The organism is Sulfitobacter sp. M05, from assembly GCF_029285175.1.
Classification (GTDB): Bacteria; Pseudomonadota; Alphaproteobacteria; order Rhodobacterales; family Rhodobacteraceae; genus Sulfitobacter.
Genome location: NZ_JABEDH010000009.1, coordinates 1 through 24418 on the forward strand (window position 1 = coordinate 1; position 24418 = coordinate 24418).

General features: G+C 55.4%; 29 protein-coding genes. 18 read left to right on the top strand and 11 right to left on the bottom strand.

What is annotated here, in order from left to right:
- Positions 1-85 precede the first annotated feature (85 nt).
- The 5 genes from HKX44_RS19370 to HKX44_RS19390 all read right to left on the bottom strand — a co-directional run bounded on the left by HKX44_RS19370 (position 86) and on the right by HKX44_RS19390 (position 4258).
- Entirely contained in the window at positions 86-511 is a 426-nt protein-coding gene (locus tag HKX44_RS19370; protein WP_276153002.1) for a hypothetical protein, read from the bottom strand.
- Positions 512-816: 305 nt separating this feature from the next.
- On the bottom strand, positions 817-1338 hold the full coding sequence (locus HKX44_RS19375; protein WP_276153003.1) for a hypothetical protein: 522 nt from the start codon (positions 1336-1338) through the stop codon (positions 817-819).
- Positions 1339-1736: 398 nt separating this feature from the next.
- Positions 1737-2525, bottom strand: a complete 789-nt coding sequence (locus HKX44_RS19380) for an SUMF1/EgtB/PvdO family nonheme iron enzyme (protein WP_276153004.1) — start codon at positions 2523-2525, stop codon at positions 1737-1739.
- Positions 2526-2542: 17 nt separating this feature from the next.
- Positions 2543-3766: a copper-containing nitrite reductase gene (nirK, locus tag HKX44_RS19385; protein WP_276153005.1), complete on the bottom strand. Its 1224-nt coding sequence runs from the start codon at positions 3764-3766 to the stop codon at positions 2543-2545.
- Between the two features lie 60 nt (positions 3767-3826).
- Positions 3827-4258 carry a pseudoazurin gene (locus HKX44_RS19390; RefSeq protein ID WP_276153006.1) on the bottom strand — a complete coding sequence of 144 codons (432 nt, stop codon included), beginning with the start codon at positions 4256-4258 and terminating at the stop codon, positions 3827-3829.
- Positions 4259-4416: 158 nt separating this feature from the next.
- On the opposite strand from HKX44_RS19390, the gene HKX44_RS19395 reads away from it, so the two are divergent.
- Entirely contained in the window at positions 4417-5133 is a 717-nt protein-coding gene (locus tag HKX44_RS19395; protein ID WP_276153007.1) for a Crp/Fnr family transcriptional regulator, read from the top strand.
- A gap of 6 nt (positions 5134-5139) precedes the next feature.
- Here the strand turns inward: HKX44_RS19395 and HKX44_RS19400 are convergent, their stop codons facing one another.
- Entirely contained in the window at positions 5140-5349 is a 210-nt protein-coding gene (locus HKX44_RS19400) for a hypothetical protein (RefSeq protein ID WP_276153008.1), read from the bottom strand.
- A 120-nt stretch (positions 5350-5469) separates the two neighbouring features.
- Between HKX44_RS19400 and HKX44_RS19405 the strand changes: the two genes are divergently transcribed.
- Genes HKX44_RS19405 through HKX44_RS19445 form a run of 9 tightly spaced genes read left to right on the top strand, consistent with a single transcriptional unit; the run spans position 5470 to position 12500 of the window.
- Positions 5470-5922, top strand: coding sequence for a cytochrome c (locus tag HKX44_RS19405; protein WP_276153009.1), 453 nt, complete (start codon positions 5470-5472; stop codon positions 5920-5922).
- Between the two features lie 12 nt (positions 5923-5934).
- Positions 5935-7284, top strand: a complete 1350-nt coding sequence (locus HKX44_RS19410; protein ID WP_276153010.1) for a cbb3-type cytochrome c oxidase subunit I — start codon at positions 5935-5937, stop codon at positions 7282-7284.
- Positions 7285-7287: 3 nt separating this feature from the next.
- Positions 7288-8082 (top strand): CbbQ/NirQ/NorQ/GpvN family protein, encoded by a 795-nt coding sequence (locus tag HKX44_RS19415; protein ID WP_276153011.1) that lies wholly within the window; start codon positions 7288-7290, stop codon positions 8080-8082.
- 5 nt (positions 8083-8087) lie between these two features.
- Positions 8088-9977: a VWA domain-containing protein gene (locus tag HKX44_RS19420; RefSeq protein ID WP_276153012.1), complete on the top strand. Its 1890-nt coding sequence runs from the start codon at positions 8088-8090 to the stop codon at positions 9975-9977.
- Position 9978: 1 nt separating this feature from the next.
- Positions 9979-10155 (top strand): protein NnrT, encoded by a 177-nt coding sequence (locus HKX44_RS19425; protein WP_276153013.1) that lies wholly within the window; start codon positions 9979-9981, stop codon positions 10153-10155.
- Positions 10152-10391 carry an NnrT protein gene (locus HKX44_RS19430; RefSeq protein WP_276153014.1) on the top strand — a complete coding sequence of 80 codons (240 nt, stop codon included), beginning with the start codon at positions 10152-10154 and terminating at the stop codon, positions 10389-10391. The genes HKX44_RS19425 and HKX44_RS19430 overlap by 4 nt, the downstream gene beginning before the upstream one ends.
- On the top strand, positions 10388-10642 hold the full coding sequence (locus HKX44_RS19435) for a DUF6522 family protein (protein ID WP_276153015.1): 255 nt from the start codon (positions 10388-10390) through the stop codon (positions 10640-10642). Before HKX44_RS19430 ends, HKX44_RS19435 begins: the two co-directional genes overlap by 4 nt.
- Positions 10642-11835 (top strand): NnrS family protein, encoded by a 1194-nt coding sequence (locus HKX44_RS19440; RefSeq protein ID WP_276153016.1) that lies wholly within the window; start codon positions 10642-10644, stop codon positions 11833-11835. Before HKX44_RS19435 ends, HKX44_RS19440 begins: the two co-directional genes overlap by 1 nt.
- Entirely contained in the window at positions 11832-12500 is a 669-nt protein-coding gene (locus tag HKX44_RS19445) for an NnrU family protein (RefSeq protein WP_276153017.1), read from the top strand. The genes HKX44_RS19440 and HKX44_RS19445 overlap by 4 nt, the downstream gene beginning before the upstream one ends.
- A gap of 24 nt (positions 12501-12524) precedes the next feature.
- Here the strand turns inward: HKX44_RS19445 and HKX44_RS19450 are convergent, their stop codons facing one another.
- Positions 12525-13229, bottom strand: a complete 705-nt coding sequence (locus HKX44_RS19450; protein ID WP_276153018.1) for a hypothetical protein — start codon at positions 13227-13229, stop codon at positions 12525-12527.
- A 193-nt stretch (positions 13230-13422) separates the two neighbouring features.
- Between HKX44_RS19450 and HKX44_RS19455 the strand changes: the two genes are divergently transcribed.
- The 5 genes from HKX44_RS19455 to HKX44_RS19475 are packed head-to-tail and all read left to right on the top strand — an operon-like array spanning position 13423 to position 17457.
- Positions 13423-14085 carry a DUF4123 domain-containing protein gene (locus tag HKX44_RS19455; RefSeq protein WP_276153019.1) on the top strand — a complete coding sequence of 221 codons (663 nt, stop codon included), beginning with the start codon at positions 13423-13425 and terminating at the stop codon, positions 14083-14085.
- An 8-nt stretch (positions 14086-14093) separates the two neighbouring features.
- Positions 14094-14792 carry a hypothetical protein gene (locus HKX44_RS19460; protein WP_276153258.1) on the top strand — a complete coding sequence of 233 codons (699 nt, stop codon included), beginning with the start codon at positions 14094-14096 and terminating at the stop codon, positions 14790-14792.
- The gene (locus HKX44_RS19465) at positions 14792-16480 is read left to right on the top strand and encodes a polymorphic toxin type 15 domain-containing protein (RefSeq protein WP_276153021.1); all 1689 of its coding nucleotides are present in this window, start codon (positions 14792-14794) and stop codon (positions 16478-16480) included. Before HKX44_RS19460 ends, HKX44_RS19465 begins: the two co-directional genes overlap by 1 nt.
- 7 nt (positions 16481-16487) lie before the next feature.
- The gene (locus tag HKX44_RS19470) at positions 16488-17153 is read left to right on the top strand and encodes a T6SS immunity protein Tdi1 domain-containing protein (protein ID WP_276153022.1); all 666 of its coding nucleotides are present in this window, start codon (positions 16488-16490) and stop codon (positions 17151-17153) included.
- Between the two features lie 37 nt (positions 17154-17190).
- Positions 17191-17457 carry an ankyrin repeat domain-containing protein gene (locus HKX44_RS19475; RefSeq protein WP_276153023.1) on the top strand — a complete coding sequence of 89 codons (267 nt, stop codon included), beginning with the start codon at positions 17191-17193 and terminating at the stop codon, positions 17455-17457.
- Positions 17458-17643: 186 nt separating this feature from the next.
- On the opposite strand, the gene HKX44_RS19480 is transcribed toward HKX44_RS19475, so the two are convergent.
- Positions 17644-18456, bottom strand: coding sequence for a glycerophosphodiester phosphodiesterase family protein (locus tag HKX44_RS19480; protein ID WP_276153024.1), 813 nt, complete (start codon positions 18454-18456; stop codon positions 17644-17646).
- A gap of 56 nt (positions 18457-18512) precedes the next feature.
- Positions 18513-19424, bottom strand: coding sequence for a glycerophosphoryl diester phosphodiesterase membrane domain-containing protein (locus HKX44_RS19485; protein ID WP_276153025.1), 912 nt, complete (start codon positions 19422-19424; stop codon positions 18513-18515).
- A gap of 267 nt (positions 19425-19691) precedes the next feature.
- On the opposite strand from HKX44_RS19485, the gene HKX44_RS19490 reads away from it, so the two are divergent.
- Positions 19692-20786 carry an AI-2E family transporter gene (locus tag HKX44_RS19490; protein ID WP_276153026.1) on the top strand — a complete coding sequence of 365 codons (1095 nt, stop codon included), beginning with the start codon at positions 19692-19694 and terminating at the stop codon, positions 20784-20786.
- A 65-nt stretch (positions 20787-20851) separates the two neighbouring features.
- Here the strand turns inward: HKX44_RS19490 and HKX44_RS19495 are convergent, their stop codons facing one another.
- Together HKX44_RS19495 and HKX44_RS19500 are read right to left on the bottom strand one after the other, a co-directional pair.
- Positions 20852-21043: a hypothetical protein gene (locus HKX44_RS19495; protein WP_276153027.1), complete on the bottom strand. Its 192-nt coding sequence runs from the start codon at positions 21041-21043 to the stop codon at positions 20852-20854.
- Positions 21044-21434: 391 nt separating this feature from the next.
- Positions 21435-22085: an XRE family transcriptional regulator gene (locus HKX44_RS19500; protein ID WP_276153028.1), complete on the bottom strand. Its 651-nt coding sequence runs from the start codon at positions 22083-22085 to the stop codon at positions 21435-21437.
- Between the two features lie 62 nt (positions 22086-22147).
- Between HKX44_RS19500 and HKX44_RS19505 the strand changes: the two genes are divergently transcribed.
- The gene (locus HKX44_RS19505; protein WP_276153029.1) at positions 22148-23428 is read left to right on the top strand and encodes an FAD-dependent oxidoreductase; all 1281 of its coding nucleotides are present in this window, start codon (positions 22148-22150) and stop codon (positions 23426-23428) included.
- Positions 23429-23447: 19 nt separating this feature from the next.
- Entirely contained in the window at positions 23448-24383 is a 936-nt protein-coding gene (locus HKX44_RS19510; protein ID WP_276153030.1) for an ornithine cyclodeaminase family protein, read from the top strand.
- The last annotated feature ends 35 nt before the right edge of the window (positions 24384-24418 follow it).

The window sequence follows — 24418 nt, forward strand, 5'->3', positions numbered from 1 at the left end:
AATATATCAACGGCTTCTACAATCCGCGCCGACGGCATTCAGCACTGGGTTGGAAAAGCCCCGTCGCCTTCGAACGGAAAGTGGCCTAAACGAGCACTTGGGGCGGCACAAAAGCGCGACAGGTCCAGTTTGCGTCAATTTGTAGTTCATCAGCTGAGAACTCTCGACCAATGTCATCAACCAGCGCCTGCTTCAGTCTCCTAAGATCCTTATGATTTGAATTTAGGCTTGCAATTTTGCCCAAAAATGACGCGACTCCACGATTGGATAAGATCAAACCTTCCAACCTCGTCCTTGCGGCACGTGAGATAAAGCCTCCAGTGCTATCCAAGCATTTTGATAAGCAATAAAGTGCGATATGGTGGAGGGGAGGTGTACATCCAGCGTGACGTAGCTGCTCGAGGCAATAACTTCTGACTTCAGGTTGTTGAATTACTTCACCGAACTTGCCTTCTACTAGGTTGGCGATCAATTGCTCAGTCGTTGCCGTATCTCCCAAGTCAGTTGCCATGCAAACTTCACCTCAAATCGCCACGCCACTTACCTTCGCTGAAGGGAAGAATATTCTCAAGTGCTGACCTCGCGGTCTGAGGAAACAGGCGCAAAAAATTCGCTCTAAGACAAGCACCCCGACATGTTGAATCCCAAACTTTTGCTGGGGCACCGAGACATCACTTAGGACTCAAACGTCGACGTTGCGAAAAGCTGGATATTGAGCACCATTACCTGAGATCCAAAGAAATCACTCTTCAGTCGCTCTTCCTGCCATTCCGCCATAACGCAGCTGAACCCCACGGTTTGAGGTCCACAATGGTGTCAGCCACGGTTCAACAGATTGCCCAGCAGAACGACCAATTTCGGCGAGGCGAGCGTCAGGGTATAGCGGGCCTGATCACCGGAATAGAGCACAGTGTCCGTGCCGCTGCCGCCGTTGATGTCGTCATCGCCGCTTTCGCCTGCAATGGTATCATCGCCACCCTGACCCAACAGCATATCATCCTGCGACCCCCCGTTGATCAGCTCCGCCCCCTCACCGCCACGGACATAGTCGTCGCCTGCGCCGGTAAAGATGCGGCTGTCGTTTTCGGTGCCACCGTTGGGATTTATGCGCACAATGGTGCCGGGCAACGCGTCTACGACGATCACGTCATCATTGCCGTCACCCACTGTCGGCCAGTTGGCCAACACATCATTAACGTCAACCGGTCTGCGCGTGTAATCAACGCTCAGCAGCAAGGTGCCGTTGACCGAAAAAACCTCCATCGCGGTTGCCATGCCACTGAGATCATCAAGTGTTTCAAGGCTTGATTTGTCAAAGGTGCCAGTCAGCTCAATCAACAGATTGTCGCCTGTGACGCCCTCAAAAAAAGACAGCCGATGTGCCGGAAGTGCTGATCAGGGCGGTATTGGCTGAAGTCAGCGCCGCCTCAATCGGGTTTTCCGACAGAGTAGGCCAACACTAATTAGCTCTGTGTCAAGGAGTTTGATTTTTAGCGGAAAATTCCCACAAAAAATTTCCTGACGAAAGTTCCTGCAAGTTCTTACGAAGGTGGCTTGATCGAAAAGTTGATTTGATCAAGCTTTCCAGTGGTGCGGAGCTTCGCTGCACGGTACATGAAGGGCAAAGTTGCGAACAAAGCCGACTTATGCAGTCGCGGCTACTGCTGACGCAGCATTTGCTCGCGCTCGCCAAATATCCGCCGCTGCATCTCGGCTGATTTCGCCATACCGGCCATTCAACGTGACGATGATGCATTCATTTTCAAGCCGTTCTTCTGTTGCATTGCTACGTCGGAAACAAGGCGCATGCCTAGATGTGCAGGCGGAGTTCCAACAGCGCATCCACCGCGTGCAGGGTCTCTGATCAAATAGGACATTGCCGCAACATGTTCGCCACCAACGAAGAAGGCCGGGCAACGATCTAGATCCGCACCACTTGCAAGGCCGTTATAGCATTCCATCGTCCATTCCCAAACACTGCCATCCAGATCGACGATCCCCTCGGGAGAAGTTGAGAAGCTCCCTTGAGGCTTCAGGGCGCGTGGAGCCTGTCCTTCGATGAGGTAGCTGGATGCCCATGTCAAAGACGGATCGGTGAACAATGGATCGGGTGCATCCGGTAGAACGGGTGCCGCCATTACGTTCCACTCCTCAGCCGTGGGAAGGCGGAATTCATGTCGGGCCTTTTTACTGATCCATCCGACATATTGTTGCACGTCAATATAGCTAAGGCCCGTAGCCGGTGTTGTCGCTGCTTTCTGATCGGGGCGGGCGCGCAACGTCAATTCGCACGCGCCATCTGAGGCGCATCGGTTCCATTCGGCAATTGTGACTTCATGGCGTTGCGCGTAGAAGGTACGCCCGTCTGGCATCACCACTGCGGAGTTGGCCATGTCCGGCAGAGATGCAGGATCGGGACCACGCTGCGAAAGCATGGTCCCCGTGATTGCAGCCACCGAAATCCCCACTAGAGCCAGAACAAGGGTCGCTTTGTTCAAAGTAGATTTGTGGGCGGCAGCAGTCATTGATTTGCCTCCCGATGTCAGGTTGCGAATTCACGCGGGGCAACAACCTGTTCCATGAGCTCATTGTCCCACTGGCCTTCAACCACGAAGTGGGCGGTTGCACCCAGCATGACCCCGATGATCAGGTTGTGGTTCACATAGGCGTAGACGCCAGGTTGCTCGAAGGTGTACATCGCCGCTGCTGCACAGCCGCCGCGCACGAACCATGTTTCCACACCAGTCAGCGCCGGGTCAGTGAACGAGGTCTCCCAGACATAGTTGCCATGTCCACCGATCAGGTGCGGACGGCTGTCCACATTGCACGAGTTGTGGATCATCAGAACGGTTTCGCCGACCTTCGCCTTCAGTGCATTTTCGCCAGTCAGCGCGCCAACCGCGCCGTTGAAAACCTGATGGGTCGGAACCAGCCCGCGCATCACCTCAAGGCTGTCGGAATAATCCTCGCCTGCGGCCCCATAGGTTTTGAAGTCTCCATTCTCGTCGCGAGGCAGATAGTAGTCCTGCTCGCCGATATAGACGAGGGAATCGTAGCTCAGCGGATTGCCATCGCGGTCCTTCAGGCCGTCACGCGGCAGAACCATGACGGCACCGTTCATCCCATGGCAGACATGATACGGGATCATCTCCCCACCAGGTGCGCAGTGATAGGTGAAACACCCTGCTTTGGTTGCCTTCCATCGCAGAACGGTTTCTTCGCCGGGATAGACATGTGTCAAACCACCGCCACCCAACGCGCCGGTAGAGGCGTGGAAGTCGATATTATGCTCCATCTGGCTGTCGACGGGGTTGCGTAGTGTCAACTCGATCATGTCGCCTTCGTGACAGATGATGAGCGGGCCTGGAACAGAACCATTATAGGTCAGCGCCCAGATTTCGGCCCCGTTGTCCTCGTCGACAACCATCAGTTTTTCGGTTGTCTCCATTGTGACTTCGATAATTTTTGGGCCACCAGTGGCGACCTGTTCGTGCATTGGCGCGAAGGGAGGTGCGACGAGCTCTTGCTTGACGCGGGTGTAACCGGACAGATCCGCTTGTTTTGCATCTGATGCAGCTTCTTGCTGATCAGCGGCCTTGTAGATCTTGGACGACGTTGAATTTATCGTGTTCATTTTCAACTTGCGGGGCGAGGTTGCCGACATGGCGGCCGCTCCGGTCATTGCCGCTGCGCCAGCAAGCACGCTGCCGCGCAGGACGTTACGACGACTTGTTTTCACGGGTGCCGTATTGAATTGCTTGGTCATTTTTCCCTCCTTCGGGTTTTCGGAAGCCAGGAACGATGCCCGCCTTCAAGTTAAATTGTGCTAGAGATTGCCAAGTTGTGCCTCGAACCGCGCTTTGGCTTTCTTGGGGACACGCCCTTCTAAGAAATCGCCGGGCACGTCGACATCCCCAACAGCGATGGTCATCACCATGCCCATGGCAAAATGCGGCTTGCAGATGACACCGTAGACGCCTTCGACATCGAGAGTGACTTCAAGCTCTTCGTTGATTTTGCCTTTGAAGGCTTCCGCCCCTTCAGGCAGCATGCCTTTGTTGACCTCTGCATTGTGCCCTTTGTCTGCGGCTACGAACTTGATCGTGTCGCCGGGGTTGGCCTGAATGAAGGCGGGCTCAAACACCATGCGCTCTCTGCCAGAACCTTTGTTCAGCATTTGAACTTCGAAGGTTTCGGCAAACGCTGCGCTACCCATCAGGGCTGCGAGTGCCAGGCCGGTTGCCAGTGTGCGGATCATCATCATTCCCTTTCAAATCGCGTTAGTTGTTGACCTGAAACCTAGCGAAGTGGCGCGGTAGAACGTTGCGCTAAGACAAATTGTCTGTGAGTTTTCCGACTGCATCCAAAAAAGGTCATCTATGGTATTTTGTCGCTACATGGTGGACAACAAATCTTATGAACGAGATACCACCACGCAGAACGCTGCCGCGGCTTGACGAAAGCCTGCTGAAGCATTTGCCGCCGTTTTCCAAACTGGAGCGACGCGAAATTCGCACGATTCTTGATCAGGCAACATCGCGCCGTTACGAGGAAGGCGTTGCGATCTTCGATGAAGGCGCCCCAGCGGATCGTTTTTTCATGCTGCTTGACGGCTATGTACGGGTGGTGCGGATCACGCCTACAGGCGACCAAGTGACCGCGCTTCATATTCCGGCGGGGCAGCTTTTGGGTATCGCCAAGGCAATAGGTCGCGATAGCTATCCTGCAACGGCCATGACGGCGACAGAATCCATTGTCCTCAGCTGGCCCGCACGCCTTTGGGATACCTATGTTGCCGATTACGAGGGATTTTCGACGGAAACCTACAATACTGTCGGCAACCGGCTGGGCGAAATGAACAATCGAGTCGTTGAGATGGCAACACAGCAAGTTGAGCAACGCGTGGCAAATGCGCTTTTACGTTTGATCAACCAGACGGGTCGTAAGGTATCCGACGGGATCGAGATTGATTTCCCGATCACGCGGCAGGATCTTTCCGAATTGACTGCGACAACCCTGCATACCGTCAGTCGATTGCTGAGCGGGTGGGAAAAACGCGGATTGGTTCAGAGCAAACGAAAACGTATCACAGTGACAAACCCGCACGCTTTGGTGGAGATCAGCCAAGCCTAGTGCGGTTCAAATGCCCACCGCATCCTGAAGTTCTGCCAAGAAATACCTCTCATCGAGGCCGTATTCCGCACAGGCATCGACAATGGTGTGGAACGGGCTGATCAAGCAACCGACGCAGAGCATCTTATGGCGCAGGAATACCGGTATCGTGTCCGGGAAATGGGCCATCAGATCCGCCAAGGGCAGATCGAGATCATCCAATCTAGGGTGTCGCATAGGGTTCTCCTGATGCGTTGAGCCTAGACCAGAACTTCATCCAAACATTGCGCTGGCACAAACTTGCACGCGGCTCCTGCCGCTAAGAAGTGGTCATCCCGAATTCAAGGAGACCGGCCAATGGCGGAATTTCTGACAAAATCGCGGGCGAGAAATATCTTCTACGGAGGCTCGATCTTCTTCGTCGTGGTCTTCATAGCGATGACCGTCCACTCCCATAAATACGTCGTCGAGACCTCAACCGCCGGTATGGAGCTGAGCGAAGCGGTCATTCATGGCAAACACATCTGGGAGGAAAACTCCTGCATCAACTGCCACAGCCTGCATGGGGAAGGTGCCTATTTCGCCCCCGAAGTTGGCAATGTGATGACCCGATGGGGTGTTTTGGATGACCCCGAAGACGCTTTCGAGACGCTCAAAGGTTGGATCGAGGCGCAACCGAGCGGCATCGAAGGCCGCCGCCAGATGCCCCGCTACGAATTGACTGACGAAGATATTCGCGGCCTCGCGGAATTCCTGCGGTGGGCCGATCAAACTGACACCCAAGGTTGGCCGCCAAACGACGCCGGATAAGGAGACAAAACCATGAAATATCAATCTCAAAGCGTGGCCTACTGGTACTTCCTTGCGGCCATGGTGCTGTTCGGCGTTCAGGTGCTGGGCGGGCTTCTCGCGGGCTGGATCTACGTCTCGCCCAATTTCCTGTCAGAACTGTTGCCCTTCAACGTCATCCGTATGATCCACACCAATGCGCTCATCGTCTGGCTGCTGCTGGGCTTCTTTGGCGCGGCCTACTTTCTGGTCCCCGAGGAATCAGAGCGCGAAATCTACTCACCCAAACTGGCCTATATCCAGCTGGTCATTCTGCTGGTGGGGACGCTGGGGGCTGTCGGCTCTTATCTTGTTGGCATTCACGGGGGTCGCGAATTTCTTGAGCAACCGCTCTGGGTTAAATTCGGCATCCTTGTCGCGGCGCTCATCTTCCTGCTCAACATCTCGATGACTGTGCTGGCAGGAAAGAAAACGGCGATCACCAATGTGTTGCTGATGGGCCTGTGGCTGCTGTCGCTCTTGTGGGTCTTTGCCTTCATCAACCCCGACAACCTGTCCTTGGACAAAATGTACTGGTGGTTTGTTGTGCACCTCTGGGTCGAGGCCACCTGGGAATTGGTCATGGCCGCGATCCTTGCCTTCCTGCTCCTGAAGCTGACAGGCGTGGACCGCGAAGTCGTGGAAAAATGGCTCTACGTCATCGTCGCCACGGCGCTGTTCTCGGGCATCCTCGGCACTGGACACCACTTTTACTGGATTGGCCTGCCGGGCTATTGGCAGTGGGTTGGCTCGATCTTCTCGACCTTTGAGGTGATCCCGTTCTTCCTGATGATGTCCTTTGCCTTTGTGATGGTCTGGAAGGGTCGCAAAAACCACCCGAACAAGGCGGCGCTTCTATGGTCGCTTGGGTCCAGTACTGTCGCTTTCTTTGGTGCGGGTGTCTGGGGTTTTCTGCACACATTGCACGGCGTCAACTTCTACAGCCATGGCACACAGATCACAGCAGCTCATGGCCACTTGGCCTTCTACGGCGCTTACGTGGCTCTGAACCTCGCGATCTTTACCTACGCGATGCCGATGCTGCGCGAACGTGCGCCCTATAACCAGGTACTTAACATGGCGTCCTTCTGGCTGATGACGGGCGGTATGGCGTTCATGACCTTTGTGCTGACCTTTGCGGGCACCATCCAGACACACATGCAGCGGGTGATTGGGGACTATTACATGGACGTTCAGGAGAGCCTGTCGATCTTCTACATGATGCGCTTTGGCGCGGGGGCCTGTGTGGTCATCGGTGGGCTGTTGTTCATCTATTCGATGCTGGTTGTGCGCAAGGACGAGATCATCGCGCCGGGCCCGGCTAACCCTGCTCCCGGAGAATAAGCCATGAACATACAAAACACCCCAATCCTGCCATTCTATCAGGCAACTGGCCACGAAGCCGACCTGTTCGAGACGGCCTATAACAACGGTTTGCCCCTTCTTCTGAAGGGGCCGACCGGCTGCGGCAAAACCCGCTTTGTCGAACACATGGCGGCGCGTCTGGGCAAACCGCTCTATACCGTGGCCTGCCATGACGATCTGTCCGCGGCGGATCTGATCGGGCGTTACCTGCTCAAGGGCGGCGAAACCGTCTGGGTCGATGGCCCGCTCACAAAGGCCGTGCGCGAGGGCGGCATCTGCTATCTCGACGAGGTGGTCGAGGCCCGCAAAGATGTCACAGTGGTCTTGCACCCGCTGACCGACACGCGGCGCACACTGATGATTGACCGCACGGGCGAAGAACTGACGGCACCGGCTGAGTTCATGCTGGTGGCCAGCTACAACCCCGGCTACCAGAACGTGCTGAAGCGACTGAAACCCTCCACCCGGCAGCGGTTCCTGTCGATCAGCTTCGACTTTCCTGATGCGGAAACCGAGATTGCCGTCGTTGCCAGCGAAAGTCGCCTTGAGCCGGGCCGCGTGGCCCCCCTAGTGCGCTTGGCTGGCCACATCCGCAAACTCAGCGGCATGGATCTTGAGGAAGGCGTGTCCACGCGCCTTCTGATTTATGCAGCCACGTTGATGTCTGGCGGCATGGGCGTGGATCAAGCCCTTGAGGCCGCCATCGTCGAGCCGCTCAGCGACGAGCCGGACGTGCAACAATCCCTGCGCGATCTTGTCAGCACGATCTACGGATAAGCCCCATGAAACTGCTTGATCTCATGGAGCCAGAGGAAACCGTTGGCAATCTCTGGCACGATATGGCCAGTGGCATCGGCGCGGGGGTCACCTATCCCGACGCCGCTGTTACACTCGCTTCGGTCAGGCCCAGCCTTGCGGTTTTGTTCCGCGCACTTGGAGGGACTGCCGGAGTTGAGTTGGGTGAGGTCGCCCAAACGCTTGTGCATCACCGGCAGGTTCTCATGCGAAAACTCGGCACCGCGCGCGACCGTGAATGGGTGGCGCGGTTTGACGGCGAAAAGCTGATGCTGCCCCCGGTGATGGATATCTTTCCTGAGCAGGTCCTGAATCGTACCGCGTATTTCTGGCTGACGGCTTTGGCCGCGCATACAAACATGTCGGACCTTGATTTGCCAAAGGACGGGCCGGTACGGGACTGGGCACATGTCCAGGCAAACGCTGTGGCATCGGAGAAAGTTCTTGGGTCCTGCCCCGGTCTGCGCAACAGCTATTCGGACATGGCCGCCTATTGCGCGCAAAAGCGAACGACACTGGGAAGCGCGCCGCAAGAGGCCGCAGTTGAGCAAGCCATCCGCGACCAGCTTGGTGGGACCGCCCCCAAGCTTCTGGCTGATCTTTTACCTGCCAAGGGCTATATGCCCTGCCAGCCCGTTCCAATCTGGCTGCGTTTTGAGCGACCCGGACAGGGCAGTACCGCCACTGAGGGCGCCGAGGCTGACGCAGCTGCGCCACCGCCCACCGCCGCCCTGAGCAATCGCAAACTCGCCGAACGCAAGGATCAGGATCAACACGGCCGCAAGGACAGTTTCATCATTCACCGGTTTGAATCGATCCTGTCTTGGGTGGAATCCATGAACATCAACCGCAGCATTGATGATGACGACGAGGAAAACGCCCAGAAGGCCGCCGACGATCAGGACCGCATCACTTTGTCAAAACAAGACCACAAGGTCGCCACCCGCCTGCGGCTGCATCTGGACCTGTCGCCCGCAGATGCGGATCACGAGGCGCTGGCGGGCAAACATACCTATCCCGAGTGGAACCACCGCAGCCGCAGCTATTTGGACAATCATTGTCGCGTGCTGGATGCGCCTGCACAGCCTGGCAACACGGTTTTTTCGCCAAACGAAAAATACGTCCGCGAGGTGCGCCGCCAGTTCGAAGCGCTGAGCCCGCGTCGTATCTTGCAGCCCCGCCAGATTGACGGGCAAGAGCTTGATCTCGATGCCGTGCTGACCGCGCGTGCGGATATGATTGCAACCGGTTCCGGGTCCGATCGCATATGGCAGGCTGCGCGGCAAATGGACCGCGATGTCTCTGTCGCCTTCCTGATCGACACGTCCCGCTCCACCGAGGCCGCAATTGGCGACACCTCAGTTATTGATCTGGCGCGCGATACGATGGCAGCACTTGCTGTCGGGATTGATGCGGCGGGCGACAGGCTTGGCATTTGGGGGTTCTCTTCACTGCGGCGGGACCGTGTATTCCTGACCCGTTGCAAGGACTTCGAAACACCTATGTCGCCTCAGGTTACAGCCAATATCGGGGCGCTAAAGCCCGGGCATTACACGCGCCTTGGCACCGCAATTCGTCATGTGTCCGCGCAACTGGCCAAAGAGCCGTCCTCGCGCAAGCTTTTGATCGTTTTGACGGATGGCAAACCCAACGATCTTGACCACTACGAAGGCCAGCACGGCATCGAAGACAGCCACATGGCCGTCCGTGAGGCCCGCGCGGCGCAGCATAGCCTGCATGGCATCGTCATCGACGAGGACGGGGAGGACTGGTTTGCCCGCATCTTTGGGCGCGGCGGCTTTACGCTGTTGCCCAACCCGGAACGCCTGTCCCGGGCGTTGCCGGACATCTATCGCACCCTGACACAGGAGACCTGACATGCGTATTTCTACATCCTTTATGGCCATTATCATGACCACTCCTGCCTTCGCCGAGGCCTATGATCGGCCCATCCCGCAGGCTCAATCGGCCACGGCAGAATTCTGGTATGCGCTGGCCTGCCTTGCGTTGGTCGGGGCCATGATCGCCGTTCAGCGATTGGTCTCACGCAGATGAAACTTGCAGGGTGGACTACAGGTCAAATCGCCTGCGCGCTCTACCCGTTTGGTGCGGGGGCCGCCGCGGTTAACGTCTTCTTTGCCTCGTTGATCTTTAGTTGGATAGGTGGTCCGATTGCCTCAACCGCGTGGTCCATCGGATTGGGCTGTCTCATAGGTCTGCCCGCAACATGGTACTTTGCGCGTCACATCCGGCATTTGATGGACGTGGCAGACAAGGTGGGTGACGCATGAAGATCGAAATGGATCGGGGCCAGCCGTTGATTGACGCGCAGGATTTGGGCGAACTGCTTGGGTTAGATCCTGCGGACGTGCGGGTCAAAATGCGGGCGGGTAAAATCACCAGCCGGTTTGAAATTGGCGAGGGCGAGGATGCAGGACGCTTTCGGCTCACATTTTTCCTTAACGACAAGCGTGTGCGAATGACCTGTGGCATGGATGGCGAGGTCATCAGCACCATCCGATTGAAACAAGGAACGCCGTGATGGCACAGACATCGTCCGAGCGAATCCGCGCCTGGCAAGGGCCCGCGATCTTCAGTTTTGGCTTTCGACCGTTTTTCCTGTTTGGTGCCCTGTGGGTTGTGGCTGCGATGGTGCTTTGGCTGGCCAGCCTGACGGGCCTGACGACATTGCCGACGCGGTTTGATCCGGTGTCATGGCACGCGCATGAGTTCTTATTCGGCTATCTGGGGGCTGTTATGGCTGGGTTTCTGCTCACGGCGGTGCCGAACTGGACGGGGCGACTGCCGCTTGTTGGCTGGCCTTTGGCGGGACTGTTCGCACTTTGGATGGCAGGGCGGGCTGCTGTGCTGTTTTCTGCTCATATGCCATTTGTGGTCGCGGTTATTGTTGACCTGGCCTTCCCGATCGTGCTGGGCGCGATGATCCTACAAGAGATCGTCGCGGGCAAGAACTGGCGTAATCTGGTCGTGCTTGCTTTGCTGGGCGTATTCACGCTGGCCAATAATCTCTTTCATATCGAAGCGATGCAGGGCGGATATGCGGCGCAAGGTGTGGGCCTTCGGCTGGGCGTTGCGACGGCAGTTATGATGATCACGGTTATCGGTGGCAGGATCATTCCGTCCTTCACCCGCAACTGGCTGGCACGCAACGATATTGCAGCAAGGCCCGCCCCGCCGATGCAGCGGTTTGACAAGCTTGTGCTGCTGGGGAGCCTGCCCGTGCTTGGGGGATGGGTTTTGTATCCTGTCGGTACGCTGACCAGTATCGCACTCTTGGCATTTTCCTTGGCACACTTTGCCCGGCTGGGCAGATGGCAGGGGTACAGGACGCTAAGCGATCCGCTTGTTTGGGTGCTGCATGCCGCTTATGCCTTTATCCCTCTTGGCGGGTTCGCGCTTGGCCTTGATCAACTGCGTGGCAATCCCGGCACAGCAGGGGCGCAGCATTTGTGGACGCTGGGCGCAATAGGGGCGATGACGCTGGCCGTGATGACACGCGCGACACTTGGGCATACGGGGCAGACTCTGGCCGCCAATCGCGCAACTGTGCTGATCTACGTTTGTTTGTTTGCGTCGGCCTTTGCCCGGCTTTGCACCCCGCTTTGGCTTGAGGCGAGCTACCTTGCAGGCTTCCTATGGATCGCTGCTTTTGCGGGCTTCGTTGGGGCCTATGGTCCCTCCCTTTTATTTGCCGCACCTGGGAAGAAGAAATGACTTGGGCCGGTTATGCTGCGGTCTTTATTGGGTTTTTTCTGACGCATTCCATACCTGTCAGGCCCAGGGTGAAATCGCAGGTGGCCGCTAAAATAGGCGCGCGCGGCTTTGGCATCCTGTATTCCATGCTGTCCCTCGCCATGTTCGCGCTGCTGATCTGGGCCACCGGAGAAGCGCCATATGTGCAACTGTGGTCGCAACTGCAGTGGCACCGTCACGTGACTCATCTGGGCATGTTGGTGGTTTGCCTGATCCTTGCCCTGACCATCGCAAGGCCTAACCCGTTTTCTTTTGGAGGCACGCAAAACGACGCCTATGACCCGGCGCACCCCGGCATCACCCGCTGGGCGAGGCATCCGGTTCTCATGGCGCTTGCGCTCTGGGCGGCGGTTCACTTGGTGCCAAACGGAGACCTGGCGCATGTCATTTTGTTTGGCGTGCTGGCCAGCTTCGCCATTGCAGGCCGTAGCTTGATCGATACACGCAAGCGCGGGCAAATGGGCAATGATCGGTGGCAAGAGTTGGACCTGGCGCGCCAAGCTGGGCCAAGATTCCAAATGCCCACCTCGTGGGCCGGCCCTGTCCTGCGCTTGGCAATCGGCGTTGCAGTGTTCGCGATACTCTTGCTGGTGCATCCTTACGTTATCGGTGTGCGGGCTCTTTAAGTGCCACGGTGACAGGAAACGAGATCAGGACGCGCGCGAGTATTTGATGCCTTCCGGAACATGCTGAACCAACCCTGCCGCGATGATCCGTGGCAACGCGCGACCGTCTGGATGTATCTGCATTCGCCGCCCGTCAAAGATGACAAATTCAGAGAACGACGTCGAAATGCGGCGCAGGACAGCGCGCACCAGTGCCGCCTGATCACCGAATTCCCGCTTCAGCACGTCGAGATCAATCTCGAAATCGCACATAAGCAACTCGATGGCGCGGGCGCGAATATGGTCTTCTTGGGTCAAGATATACCCCCGCGATCCAGCAAATTGGCCTGCTTGAATGCGTTGTTTGTAGGCGGCTGTTGCGGGCGCATTCTGCCCATAGCCGGATGGGAAGCGGGAGATCGACGAAGCGCCAAGGCCTATCAAGGTCTGACAGCTATCCTCGGTATAACCTTGGAAATTGCGCCTCAATCGGCCGTTTTGGTGCGCCATATCCAACGTATCACCGGGTCGTGCGAAATGGTCAATTCCGATAGCTGTGAACCCAGCATCGGCAAATCGCTTGGCGACCTCGGTTGCAAGGTTAAAGCGCGCTAAATCATCCGGCAGCGCGGCCTCATCAATGAGTTTCTGACGCTTGAAGACCCAAGGAACATGCGCATAGCCAAAAAGCGCGATGCGGTCAGGAGCAAAACTCAGCACTTTGTCAATTGTGTCGTTGATACGCGACAAATTTGTATTTTGTTATGTTTTGGAACAACAATCCATCTGGGTTTCTGATCTTTGGACAGCTCTTACGGGCCTTTCCCCTTTGTCGCGCCTTTATGCAGTCTTTGCTAGAGCACATGCATCTTGGGTTGCAGCTATTCCCGTATAGGTTAACCTAGGCTATGTTTGACAACGTTACCTAATTGGGCGGCTGGTATTGAGCACAAATAAGACAAATGACTATTGGGTTCAGGACGCCGCTGCGCCACTTGATGTTCAGTTTGGTGTGGCGTCGCCTAAGACTGTACCTGACATGCTTTACGAGACACTCTTTGACCAACCGGACCCAACGGAGGATGAACTGGCGCGGGCTGAGGGTGATGCCAAAACGACGTACCCGTTGTATACTTTCGCCATTTTGGATGCAGCCAGGGTCTTGAACCTACCCGAGATGCTGGAAACATCAGGCTTGGAACATCGTTGCCTCTTTAAGGGCCAAGCCTATGAAGACTTGAAAAACGTGGCCCCTTGGATTGTTAGACTGGAAGACGCCAATAGCTTCACCCGTAACCTGTTCACAAGCTTGGATGTGCCATGGCATATGTGGGATGCCGAGCCTGGGATCTATCTGCGATCACGCGGAACACTTGATGATATGTGGGCGCATTTTAGGAAATTCACACGGGTACAGGACGAGCAGGGGAAATGGTATTATTTCCGCTTTTGGGAGCCAAAGTCGGTTACGCTGTTGTTCTCTGCCTTTAGCAGCAAGCAAGCGCAACGATTTCTAGCGCCGTGTGCGTGTCTCTGTGCGGCGACGGTGAAGCAGAGTTTTGTTTTCAAATTCGTTTCATCAAGCACGCTTCATTTGTCGGCTTGAGGTTGGTTTTGAGATTTTCAAAAGAACAGTTTAGCGTATTTGAAGAACCCGTGCGTCGTGAATGGATCGCCCAGGCCGCGGAGCGTCTTCATCAGACCTATTCTGGATATTTTAAAGCGCTTCACGTAGAAGCCCGCGATCTTGAACCATTGTGCGCAGCCGTTGAACGATGGGCCGCGGAAAGTGGACTTACGGGTCAGCGTGATGTGTCACAGCTGTGTTGTGTCGCGTCGACATTGGGTCATGAGTTCTGGCGCGACCCTCGATTTGGCAGCTACGTGAATGGGGCTGCGGGAAATGCGGATGTTTCAAAAAATAAGGCCGTTGAGGCGTTGATTAACAATGTTCATGTCTGGTTGGGGGGCCTTTGGCAGAACGATACGGTCGAAGATTTTGCGCGCCGCCTTGACCGCCATATTCGCCAAAATGATGAGCCGGACACGCAAAAACTGATGGCTATTGTACCAAATCATTGGGTTTTGTTTGATGCTGATACAAACGAGCGGTTGGTTGCGTGGTTGAAACAAAATCTTCCACCGACCAGCATTTCTGCGCAGCGACTGGCCTATGTGTCCTTAGCATTGGTTTATGGCACGGGTTGGGTGCGTGATCCACAATACGTTCACCTTGTGCGAATGATTGAAACGGCCACCTCGTCCACGATGCTCGCGGATAATATTTCCGCAATGTATGCGGAGATGGCGTGATGGCTGGAAACCCGCAAAACCCCGATAGTTTTTCGACGGCGACCCAAGTTGCGGCGACCCAGCCGAATACACCTGTTGCGGAAATCTGTGAGCCATGCGCAGCCCGCTTTCGGGTCGAGGCACATTACGACGATCCGTGGAAAACGCCCATAACGCTTGCGCCGCTTCGGGTGCAATACCGGGATGGTCCTGTCATCTCGGAAGGAGGGCGCACACGTGCGCTTGCGACCTTTGGCCTTCAGGACGGTCAGCCCATTCACGGTGTGCTGCCTGAAGTGGGTGCTTACGACGACCGTGCGCCAGAGCCGGGCGCAATCACTGCGCAGCTTGTTCCGGAAGATGCCGGCGACCCGAAGGCACTGGAAGAACAGATTATTGCCGACCTTGGAGCGTTTGCGTCATCCATGGAAACGGCAATGGGGCCATGGACCAAAGAATGGGAAAATGACGGCTGGCTAGGCCTCTTTGGTAGCCTCTGGGGCGGATTGAAGTCCGGAGCTTCTGCTTGGTGGGAAGGCGAAGGTGATTTCTGGAACTCCGTCGGGGAATGGCTGTCCAACCTCCCAGAAATGCTGGGCGATGCATTGGAGAGCCTGAGCGATGGCGCAAAAGCCCTTTGGGATAACCGTGATCAGATACTGGCCTTGCTACAGAACCTTTCAGAAGGGGCTGTATCAGCCTTTGAGGAGGGCCTTGAAGCGGTTGCGCGCCTAATCGAGAGCATCCCCGGCTATGAAGAGATTGCAGAACTTCTGAAAGATCTCGTTGAACAAAGCGCCGAATGGGGTGGGGCTATGATCGAGATGGCCACGCAAACCCGCGTTCTGGCGGTGCTGGGTGCAACGATGCTCGGTACTTTCATGATGATCCCACCAAATTTTTGGACGGAAATGGTCGGCAAGGGTGTCGGATATCTCATCCCTGAGCTCATAATTGCTATCGCTATGGCGATCATCGCATTCTTCACAGCTGGAACGGGTGGTGGGCTACTTGCGGCTCGCATTGCAACCTACACAGCTAAGATCACAGCAGCCCTCTCTAAGGCTGGTCGTGCCGGGCGTGCGCTGATGCGTGTGTTCGCCTTGCTGAAATCGCTGATGGGCAAAATGGTCGACCTCATCAAAGCGCTAAAAGGCAAGATTGATGAGGTTGTGGAAAGTGTGACAGACGGGATCGCAAGGATCACACGCCGTTCGGGACGCCGCGTTAGAAATCCGGCGGTTGTGCCGTGCTTCAATCGCCCACCCAATTCGACACGGCAGGAGTTTTTAGATCAACTCGCCGAGCAAGAGACCGCAATCAACAACAGCGACCTGTCCGAATTGATGCGGCGGCGCGCGGCCGTTCGCGCGAATGGAACGGGGCCACTGCGTGATGCCGCAGCACAGAGCACCGCACGATCACAGTGGTTGTCAAACAGGGTTATTGAAATTCGACAAAGCCAAGGTCTTTCAAGATCTGCGGCTAACGCTGTTGCCTTGCAGGAAGCTGCCGGACTAGATGCCACCCATGTTTTAGATATTGTTGCCGGGGGTGATCCATCAGACATTTCTGGTTTGCAAAACCGAAGCGTCAATCGTTCACTTGGAAGCCAATGGAGAAACAAGGTAAGCGTTCTTGATGATGCTTTCGCTAGCCAAGCAAGACGCGGCGCAGTGAAAGCGCATGTTCGATTAAAACCCTGCTGAGGATCAAATGAATATTCAAGAAGATATCGATGATATTATGGAAGAAAATGGCCCATTTGGCACAGATGGACCTGTCGCGGATGAAGTGATTGGCCAATATCTCGGCAAGTTGCCAAAACTACTGACAACATTTTGGAAGCAGCAAGGGCTAGGTTTTTGGAAGGGTGGACTTTTTACTTTGTGCCACCCTGCATCATTCGATGGACTTCTAAGTCAGATTTTTCACGCTGATAGCGACTTTTCTCATGCGGACTGCTACATCTATGGATACTCATCTTTTGGTCATCTCTTGGTTTGGAGCGAACGGCATTGGGTCGTTCAGATCGACTTGCTCAACGGTCGCATCGCTTGCCCAGTTTTAATTGACCCTAGCAAGGCGATAAATCCCGACATCCATATGTCAACGAGTCTGTCCGTTCATGTCGATAGCCTTGATGTCTATGATGATGATAACAAGAAACTCTTCACCCGAGCCGTCAAAAAACTTGGCCGTCCTGAACCTGGTCATGTGTTTGGGTTTACGCCTGCCCTTGCCATGGGGGGCGCTCCCAAATTGGAAAACCTCAAGATCGTTCCCGCATTAGAGCACTTTCTATTTCTTGCTCAACTTCAGCAATTCCAGCTGATCGACTATCTGGCGCAGCCGCCACGAGTTGTCAGAGCTGTTGGGTGATTTTTGACCAAAAAGACCCAACAGAAAGACATAGCGTATGCAAATGAAATCAAATCTGATCGTTCTCGCAGCCGTTATTTCCACGCTTTGGGCAGGCCCTACGCTGGCTCTAGACTGCGGTGACTGGAACAGTGAAAGCTTCCTTGCAGAAGCCTCCGTTTCCGATGTGCAAAGCTGCCTGACGTCTGCGCAAAACCCAGGTGCATTGAATTATCTTGGCAGAACGCCGTTGATATCGGCAGCCTTCGCGGACCGACCAGACATCATTAAATTTCTGCTTTCATCAGGGGCGAACGTCGCTTAAGCCGCCGTTTAACTGTTCGAAAGAGATCAATCCAGAAGTCAGGTTTCAAAGACTTTCTTCAGAAGCGAAAGCCGTGATTGGGAGCTGACATTGAGAGAGGCCAGCTATTTAGCTGTTGTGATCAATTCATGCGGATTATGGGTTATTGAAGTCCAACTTTCGAGCGATTTGATGTTAAGATCGTTCCTACAATCTCCCCCGGTTGCTTCCGTCAAATCCAAAGACGACGGCTAGGTCCAGCAGCAGTCTTTGGGCCGTTGTCATGCCAGTCCGATGTATGATCACGGCAACGGCGCGTGCAGGCTCATCCGTGATCAGCCCATCGACCCCAAGCGAGATCATCTGCGACATCTGGACCGGGTCGTTAACCGTCCAGACATACACTTTCTTGCCCGCCGCCTGTGCGCGCGCGACAAAAGCCGCTGACGTTGTCGCAGAATTGACCGCAAGGAAATCGGCTGGATACTGATACAGATCGCCAACGGATGTCGCTGCCAGTAATCCAGCGGACCAAGTCGGACGCGTGGCTTGCATATCCGCCAACTGATCCGGTTTAAGCGACATGAAGGCTGTGTGATCGACCATTTCTGCCTCTTCGACAATCTGGGCGACACGCGCGGACAGCTGATCGTCATGGCCATAGTATTTTAGTTCGACCAATACATTTGCTGATCCTTTTGACGCCTCCAGAACATCGCGCAGAGTTAGAATGCGTTCCTTCTCAAATGAGGGATCAAACCACGATCCGACGTCGATATCGGGCAGGTCATTCATTGTCGCGTCCCAGACCTTCAAGGGATTGCCGGCAATCTTCATAAAGTCGCTGTCATGAATAACGATGACTTCACCGTCGGCAGTTTCCTGTACGTCGATCTCGATCCAGTCGGCCCCTTGTCTGATGGCTTCGTTGACTGCAGCGAGGGTGTTTTCAGGGCGCGTTCCAGCAGCGCCACGGTGGGCGATGACGGCCACCGGTTGATCGGGCAGCGCGCGCTGCATGAAAGCCCAACCTGTGAACACCGCCGCAACGGACGCAACAAGAAGCGCGCCGATTACTAGACCCCGTGGACGGGGCGCTGCATCGACCGCAGGGGCATGACACGCCGGAACAATGCGTCAATACTGGTGGCCAGCAGGCCGACGCCGATTGCCCCAATCAGCAGATTGGCAAGGCTCCAGAGAACAAGGGCCACAAGCGCAAGGAGGCTGACCACCAACAGGCCAGCCGTTATTGGCGGCATAAGGCCTATGATGATCGCGCGCATCCCGAAGGAAACGGCGGCTGCAACCAGCACCATCAGTGTGGCCCAAGATACCAACGTCAAACATACGCTCAAGCGGTGGCCTTTGGTCATGTCCGCGCTTTTGCCAAAGCAGGCCTTTGCCGGGGTGTCGGTGAACAGGATCAGCGGCAACCCCAGAACCCAGCCCGACAGGCACCAGATCAATGTGCCAAGCAGCGCCAATGCAACAGGTGCCGCCATCAACAAAGCGCGCGTAAATTCAGTCGGGCGGAATGTCAGGTAATAGTTGATGTCAAATTCTTTGATCTGTGGCAGGACGACTAGGGCGATGACGGCAGCAAAAGGCACCACAATAACCGACACTCGCAGGATCAGCTCACCCGCAAAGCGCAACATGCGCGGCAGTCGTCCGGCCAGAAAACGCAGGGTCTGACCTAGCGTATCGCCCCGGCGCATTACGACAAGCATTGCTGCAAGTTCTAGCATCACTGCCGTAACAATCAGCGCGCCAATCACCGGCGCCACAACGAGCCCCAGCGGTGACAACAGGAACCGCGCGATATCTAAGTCGGTCAGGGCCGCACCACCCGAGAGCGAAACCCCGAGCCTAATGCCCCAAAGGCAAATCGGCGTGATGATTAGCGCAATCAGGACGCTCATCGCCACATGTGTCGCGAAGATTGCCAAACTGTGCTTGTGGAACGTCATGAAGATCTGCCGCATGATGCCTCCCCTTGCGAAAACTGTTAACATCTATCCAAGTTCCGGGTTAGCCGGTTAACATGTCAAATGCTCATTCATTTATGATCATTGCCGATCGATGAAGCGACGCGATATTGTGACGGATGAGAATAAGGGGGTGCTGCGTGCACATACGTGTTTTACCAACGATTTGGAGCATAGGGCGTCTATCGGTCCCCCTTTCAACGGCTTTGACAGCTGAACTCAAAGTTAAAGTGTCCTTGCGGCCTTCGTGCGAGGAGGTTTGCGATGCTTGAACGTGGCGATCCATTGCGCGGCCTTCTGGGCGTTGTCCTGGCATTGGTTCTTGTCGCTCTTGTTGGTTGGTTTCTGGTGATCGGCAAAGCGCTCTTGTTGCCGATCTTCATTGCGATCATCTCGATTTACATCTTGACGGGTGCCAGCAATGCGCTCTCTCTCATGCCCTACGCATCCAATCTGCCGGAAAGGATGCGGCGTTTGCTTGTCCTCGCAGTCTCCCTCCTGTCCTTCTTGTTTCTGGGTGGTGTGATGATCTCAACAGCGGGCCAGATTAATGACCGTTTGTCGGAATATCAGCGTAACATCACGACGTTGCTCAGCACGGCTTTGACCGCGTTTGGCATCGACAATCCCGACTGGCAAAAGATCTGGACGGATGCGACATCAGGTATCTCCCTTCGGAAACTCTCGGGGCGGTTTCTGTCGTCATTGAGCGCCGCTGCCGGCACGTTGTCCCTAATCATCATCTATGCCGTGTTCCTGATGGGAGAGCGAGGAGGTTTCGCGCATAAGATTGCAGTAGCACTTCCTAATGACGCGGATAACCGTGCCGAGACGATCGTGCGCAGCATCAATCGTGCGATCAGCGATTATCTTGCTGTCAAAACGCTGGTGAATGTTGTCCTTGGGGGCATTTCTTTTGTCGTGATGTGGGCGTTTGGGATTGATTTCGCCCTCTTTTGGGCAATTCTCATTGGTCTATTAAATTACATTCCCTATGTGGGGTCGTTACTTGGCGTCATGTTTCCGGTCGCGTTGTCGATGGCACAGTTTGGGTCTGTTCAGACATCGCTTGCAATTGCGGTTCTACTGATGGCTGTACAGGCGTGGATGGGCAATTCCCTTGAACCACGGCTGATTGGCCGCAAGGTAAACATGTCTCCGTTCGTTGTGCTTGTCGCGCTTTCGCTTTGGACATCGCTGTGGGGAATACCGGGTGCTATTCTGGCAATACCACTCACATCGATTATCGCGATCATCATGGGCAATTTTGCCTCGACACGTCCTTTTGCCGTTCTGCTGTCTGAGGACGTAAACGTCTTTGCAACAGAAGCAGAAATTAAGACGGATCCAGCCATCTGACCCAAACACCATAGTACCGAACCCATCTCGATAGAGGTGGGTTCGGAATAAGTCGGAAGTCAGGATCAGCCGCCGCGCTTGAACGGGCGGGGCCGAAGGCAGGGCAACCCGATCTCAAAGGCAGAGGTGGTCATATAGCGACCGCGCGGGAAGTACGGACCCATCGTTTCCATTTCCTTGCCCGGTGCGGGGATTTTCTGGATCGCATGGGGGAAATCACTTGTCCCCAGCATGTTGCGCAACTGCAGAATGGTCACGTCGTTGTCCACAACACCATCGCCATCATCGGCGATCTTTTGGCTGCGCAGCGGATTTCACCGAACCAGCCATTCAGGTGGCGCTTTACGCGGCAATTTCAAACCGAACTTTTGCTGCGCCCTGGCTCAGCAATCAGGTCGCGGACCAAGCGGCTATTCGCTTTTGGCCGCTCACAAGCGGAAAACCGGGTGGGTTTGCTTTAGCCCATTCGCCGCTAGGGTCTGACGTGTTGCAGCAAGCTGTGGTCCTTTGTTTTTCGGACCGTGTTCTGTAAGCATGTGCCCAAATGCCAATAACCGCCATGCACTGGCATAGCCCATGCAACCCATTTGCCGCCTAAGGTTTCAGTTTGATCCGATCAAAGAACCATGAAGTTTGTGTGGCAGGCTGTTAACTAACACCTTCGACATGTGTGCAGGCCCAAAATACCCGAGCCTCCTGCGTACCCAGACTTCTAATACCGTGGCGCATCGTGCTGTCGTAATAGGCGCAATCGCCCGCGCTGAGAATGACCGGCTCGTAATGCTCCACTTTCAATTCGATATCGCCAGTCAGGATGAACACCAGCTCTTCGCCATCATGCCGATCCAGCTGTTTGGGCTCGAGAGGGCCACGGGGCCCAATTGTGGCGATCAATGGGATGATTTTCTTACCCGTCAACCCGTTGCACAGCACTTCGTACTCATAGGTCTTGCCGCTGACTGCACGGCCTTCACCTGAGCGGGTGACGGTCAGACGGGTGGTGTTCATCTCTTCCGCAGGGGATTCGATCAGCTTCTCCAAACCCACACCATATCCCCGCGCCAAGCGCAGTAGATTCTCAAAACTGGGAGAGACTTTTCCATTTTCGACCTTGTAGATCGTTGAAACCGCCAGCCCAGTTGCCTCAGAAGCTTGTTCCAAAGTCATGCCCTCGCCAAGACGCAAGCTTTTGACTCTGTTCCCCAATTCAGTTCGAATATGGGTTTTTTCTTCGTCATCAAGGATCGGCGAGACGATAGGTTTTTCTGCACTGGAAAAGGTTTTGGTTGATTTGGGCATGATTTTTCTTATTTTACCAAAAATTCTCTTTAGGCTTGCTTCCGGGATGTTCAGACAAAATTATGCATGAGCAACACAAAAATAGCCAGAGGGTTGCCGTGATTGGCGCGGGGGTGGTTGGCGTGGCAACGGCCTATCACTTGGCACAGCGGGGCTATCAGGTTGTGGTGCTGGACCAAGCCGACGCACCGGCAGCCATGTGCAGCTATGCAAATGCTGGGATCATCGCGGTTGGACATGCGGCAAGCTGGGCTGGGCCCGAAGCCCCACGTCAAATGGTGCGCGCCTTTCTAGGCAAAGAACCCAGTGTGAAAATTTCTCGCTTCATGGACCCGGATTTGTGGCGATGGGGGGTGAGCTTTTTGCGCAACTGTAACGTGGCTGCATATCGTAAGCACTCCAATGCCATGGCGATGTTGTCACGTCACGGGCGGGATGCGTTGCGAAAGATGGAGACCGAGGCGGGGTTGAGTTTTGATCAGGCTCATGACGGCGTCTACTATCTTTACACATCGCAAGCGCAATTTGCGGCACGGATGCAAGGCAACGTCGGGTCGGAAACGGGCTTCACCCCTCATGATGCGACAACCCTTGTGACGATGGACCCAGCCCTGCAGGCCTTTGATGGCAAGTTGCAGGGAGGGCTGGTCTCTGACGTGGACAGCAAGGGGGATTGTCAAAGATTTACCGCCAGGCTGGTCGATTGGTTGACTGAACAGGGCAATGTCACCTTTCATTTCGGCGCTAAAGTTACCGGATATGACACCAAGGATGCGTGTGTTCGCGCCGTGTTGACCGACACCGGTCATTTTGTCTGCGACCAAGTGGTGATTGCCGCAGGCACGGAAACTCCCAAGCTGACCACCTCGTTCGGGGTCAAACCTTTGATCTATCCGATCAAAGGCTATTCAGCGACTTATCCAATTCTGGATGCCAGCCGTATTCCCAACCGCCCGTTTATTGATGAAACCAGCTTGCTGGCGGTCACACAGCTAGGGGATCGTTTGCGGGTTACAGCCATTGCAGAATTTGCAGGGCACGACCGAACCGTCACCGCAGATCGCGTGGCCTATCTCGATACCTATGTGGATCAGCATTTCTCAGGTGCCGTGCATGTGGCTCAGGCGGAACATTGGGCAGGCTTGCGTCCAACCACCCCAAGTGGCCGACCTTATCTGGGGCGACTTCGTAAGATTTCGAATGTTTGGCTCAATGCTGGTCACGGCCAGCTGGGTTGGACCATGGCCGCAGGCGCGGGCGAGGTTATGGCCGCGATGATATCGGGTGCCCCCCACACTGCAGCGCAGGTTTCTGAAACCGCGCACTGGCTCATCACCCCTTAGAAAATCGAAAGATGACATCATGAAAATTCTTGACCTACCCGCAACGCGTGACGCTTTGCCTTACAAAGATTTAATCAACGCGTTGGAAGAGGGGTTTCGTGGAGATTATGAAGCCCCTTTGCGCCATCACCACTACCTGAAAAATGAGGCGGCCGAGGATGATGTGCTGCTGCTTATGCCCGCGTGGCGTAGCGAGGGATATGGCGGCATCAAGCTGGTTAATGTTGTGCCCGGAAATGCCAATCGCGGGCGCGCGGCTCTGTCCTCCAGCTATGTTTTGTTTGATCGTGAAACCGGCGAACACCTCTTGATTGCAGATGGAGGCGAACTGACGGCCCGTCGAACAGCCGCCGCCTCGGCCCTTGCCGCCCGCCGTCTGGCACGCCCAGACAGCACCACCCACTTGATCGTTGGCGCTGGCCGCGTGGGCTTCAACCTTGCGCTTGCATATCGAGAGGTCCTGCCAATTACGCACACGCTGGTGTTTGACATTAACCCTGACAATGCCGAACGCATGGTGGCGTCTTTGGCGGAAGAGGGCATTGCCGCCGAAGTGGCTGACAGCGTGCAATCCGCTGTCGCTGAAGCAGACGTGATTTCCTGTGCAACATTGGCCCGAACCCCCGTGTTGTTAGGCGACTGGTTGCGCCCCGGCCAACATGTTGACCTCATCGGAAGCTTCACCCCCGAGATGCGTGAAGTGGATGACATCGCCGTGACCCGCGCGTCAGTCTATGTCGACACCCATGATGCGTTGGTGGAAAGCGGCGACATCAAGACACCTCTTGAAACCGGCGTGCTGCAAGAAACCGACATTCTGGCGACGCTGAAAGAGCTGTGTGATAACGGCGATTACCCCCGGCAATCCGCTGAGGAAATCACCCTTTTCAAAGGGGTCGGCACCGCCATCGAGGATTTGTCCGCTGCCATACTGGCTCTGAAATCCACGTCCTGAGCAATCGGCCCGGCTCTTTTCAACCGGGCCTTTGC

Bases quoted from the DNA above. Each gene is read 5' to 3' on its own strand.
- HKX44_RS19370 (WP_276153002.1), bottom strand. From the start codon at position 511: ATGGCAACTGACTTGGGAGATACGGCAACGACTGAGCAATTGATCGCC.
- HKX44_RS19380 (WP_276153004.1), bottom strand. From the start codon at position 2,525: ATGACTGCTGCCGCCCACAAATCTACTTTGAACAAAGCGACCCTTGTT.
- nirK (WP_276153005.1), bottom strand. From the start codon at position 3,766: ATGACCAAGCAATTCAATACGGCACCCGTGAAAACAAGTCGTCGTAAC.
- HKX44_RS19390 (WP_276153006.1), bottom strand. From the start codon at position 4,258: ATGATCCGCACACTGGCAACCGGCCTGGCACTCGCAGCCCTGATGGGT.
- HKX44_RS19395 (WP_276153007.1), top strand. From the start codon at position 4,417: ATGAACGAGATACCACCACGCAGAACGCTGCCGCGGCTTGACGAAAGC.
- HKX44_RS19400 (WP_276153008.1), bottom strand. From the start codon at position 5,349: ATGCGACACCCTAGATTGGATGATCTCGATCTGCCCTTGGCGGATCTG.
- HKX44_RS19405 (WP_276153009.1), top strand. From the start codon at position 5,470: ATGGCGGAATTTCTGACAAAATCGCGGGCGAGAAATATCTTCTACGGA.
- HKX44_RS19410 (WP_276153010.1), top strand. From the start codon at position 5,935: ATGAAATATCAATCTCAAAGCGTGGCCTACTGGTACTTCCTTGCGGCC.
- HKX44_RS19415 (WP_276153011.1), top strand. From the start codon at position 7,288: ATGAACATACAAAACACCCCAATCCTGCCATTCTATCAGGCAACTGGC.
- HKX44_RS19420 (WP_276153012.1), top strand. From the start codon at position 8,088: ATGAAACTGCTTGATCTCATGGAGCCAGAGGAAACCGTTGGCAATCTC.
- HKX44_RS19425 (WP_276153013.1), top strand. From the start codon at position 9,979: ATGCGTATTTCTACATCCTTTATGGCCATTATCATGACCACTCCTGCC.
- HKX44_RS19430 (WP_276153014.1), top strand. From the start codon at position 10,152: ATGAAACTTGCAGGGTGGACTACAGGTCAAATCGCCTGCGCGCTCTAC.
- HKX44_RS19435 (WP_276153015.1), top strand. From the start codon at position 10,388: ATGAAGATCGAAATGGATCGGGGCCAGCCGTTGATTGACGCGCAGGAT.
- HKX44_RS19440 (WP_276153016.1), top strand. From the start codon at position 10,642: ATGGCACAGACATCGTCCGAGCGAATCCGCGCCTGGCAAGGGCCCGCG.
- HKX44_RS19445 (WP_276153017.1), top strand. From the start codon at position 11,832: ATGACTTGGGCCGGTTATGCTGCGGTCTTTATTGGGTTTTTTCTGACG.
- HKX44_RS19465 (WP_276153021.1), top strand. From the start codon at position 14,792: ATGGCTGGAAACCCGCAAAACCCCGATAGTTTTTCGACGGCGACCCAA.
- HKX44_RS19470 (WP_276153022.1), top strand. From the start codon at position 16,488: ATGAATATTCAAGAAGATATCGATGATATTATGGAAGAAAATGGCCCA.
- HKX44_RS19475 (WP_276153023.1), top strand. From the start codon at position 17,191: ATGCAAATGAAATCAAATCTGATCGTTCTCGCAGCCGTTATTTCCACG.
- HKX44_RS19480 (WP_276153024.1), bottom strand. From the start codon at position 18,456: ATGCAGCGCGCGCTGCCCGATCAACCGGTGGCCGTCATCGCCCACCGT.
- HKX44_RS19485 (WP_276153025.1), bottom strand. From the start codon at position 19,424: ATGCGGCAGATCTTCATGACGTTCCACAAGCACAGTTTGGCAATCTTC.
- HKX44_RS19490 (WP_276153026.1), top strand. From the start codon at position 19,692: ATGCTTGAACGTGGCGATCCATTGCGCGGCCTTCTGGGCGTTGTCCTG.
- HKX44_RS19500 (WP_276153028.1), bottom strand. From the start codon at position 22,085: ATGCCCAAATCAACCAAAACCTTTTCCAGTGCAGAAAAACCTATCGTC.
- HKX44_RS19505 (WP_276153029.1), top strand. From the start codon at position 22,148: ATGCATGAGCAACACAAAAATAGCCAGAGGGTTGCCGTGATTGGCGCG.
- HKX44_RS19510 (WP_276153030.1), top strand. From the start codon at position 23,448: ATGAAAATTCTTGACCTACCCGCAACGCGTGACGCTTTGCCTTACAAA.